The sequence below is a fragment of the Kribbella sp. NPDC050470 genome, from assembly GCF_044458365.1.
GTDB lineage: Bacteria > Actinomycetota > Actinomycetes > Propionibacteriales > Kribbellaceae > Kribbella.
In genome coordinates this window covers 1,674-3,290 of the sequence record NZ_JBITHV010000028.1, presented here as the reverse complement: position 1 = coordinate 3,290, position 1,617 = coordinate 1,674, and the positions used below count along the sequence as shown (strand labels likewise).

The following is a 1,617-nucleotide window of genomic DNA, read 5'->3' as shown; positions in this document are numbered from 1 at the left end:
CTGGTGTTCCTGCCCGTATTTTGAGAACTGTATAGTGGACGCGAGCATCTCTTTGTAGCGATTTTGTTTGTTTTGTTGTTGTGACAAGCTACTAAGGGCAATCGGTGGATGTCTTGGTACCAAGAGCCGATGAAGGACGTTGGAGCCTGCGATAAGCCCCGGGGAGTTGGCAACCGAGCTGTGATCCGGGGGTGTCCGAATGGGGAAACCCAGCTGGCATTCTAAAGCCAGTTACCAGTGCCTGAACACATAGGGTTCTGGAGGGAACGCGGGGAAGTGAAACATCTCAGTACCCGCAGGAAGAGAAAACAATTGTGATTCCGTGAGTAGTGGCGAGCGAAAGCGGATGAGGCTAAACCATGTGCGTGTGATAGCCGGCGTGTGTTGCGTACATGGGGTTGTGGGAGCATTCAGACCTCAATGCCGTGGGGTCGGGGAGTTATAAATCACTGTTGAAGTCGAATCTTCTGGAATGTTGAGCCGTAGTGGGTTATGGCCCCGTAGGCGTAAGACAGTGACTTCCGAGTGTTTTCCCAAGTAGCACGGGACTCTTGAAATCCCGTGTGAATCTGGCGGGACCACCCGCTAAGCCTAAATACTTCTTGGTGACCGATAGCGGACTAGTACCGTGAGGGAAAGATGAAAAGTACCCCGGGAGGGGAGTGAAATAGTACCTGAAACCGATTGCCTACAATCCGTCGGAGCATCCTTCGGGGTGTGACGGCGTGCCTTTTGAAGAATGAGCCTGCGAGTTAGTGGTGTGTGGCGAGGTTAACCCGTGTGGGGTAGCCGTAGCGAAAGCGAGTCTGAATAGGGCGTTTGAGTCGCATGCTCTAGACCCGAAGCGGAGTGATCTATCCATGGGCAGGTTGAAGCGTGGGTAAGACCGCGTGGAGGACCGAACCCACCAGGGTTGAAAACCTGGGGGATGACCTGTGGATAGGGGTGAAAGGCCAATCAAACTCCGTGATAGCTGGTTCTCCCCGAAATGCATATAGGTGCAGCGTCGTGTGTTTCTTACCGGAGGTAGAGCACTGGATGGTCTAGGGGGCTTACCGGCTTACCGAAATCAGCCAAACTCCGAATGCCGGTAAGTGAGAGCGCGGCAGTGAGACTGCGGGGGATAAGCTCCGTAGTCGAGAGGGAAACAGCCCAGATCACCAGCTAAGGCCCCTAAGCGATTGCTAAGTGGAAAAGGATGTGGAGTTGCCCAGACAACCAGGAGGTTGGCTTAGAAGCAGCCACCCTTGAAAGAGTGCGTAATAGCTCACTGGTCAAGTGATTCCGCGCCGACAATGTAGCGGGGCTCAAGCAATCCGCCGAAGCTGTGGCATTCACACTCGTACCCGGCTGCACCTTTGGGTGTGGTCCAGGTGTGTGGATGGGTAGGGGAGCGTCGTGCAGCGTGTGAAGCAGCCTAGTGATGGAGTTGTGGATGCTGCACGAGTGAGAATGCAGGCATGAGTAGCGAATGACGGGTGAGAAACCCGTCCGCCGGATGATCAAGGGTTCCAGGGTCAAGCTAATCTGCCCTGGGTAAGTCGGGACCTAAGGCGAGGCCGACAGGCGTAGTCGATGGACAACGGGTTGATATTCCCGTACCGGCATTAACACGCC

1 rRNA gene (cut by a window edge) is annotated in these 1,617 nt (G+C 54.7%); it reads left to right on the top strand.

The features are described from left to right. Positions 1 to 81 precede the first annotated feature (81 nt). Positions 82 to 1,617, top strand: a 23S ribosomal RNA gene (locus tag ACIBGM_RS45230) (it continues 1,673 nt past the right edge of the window).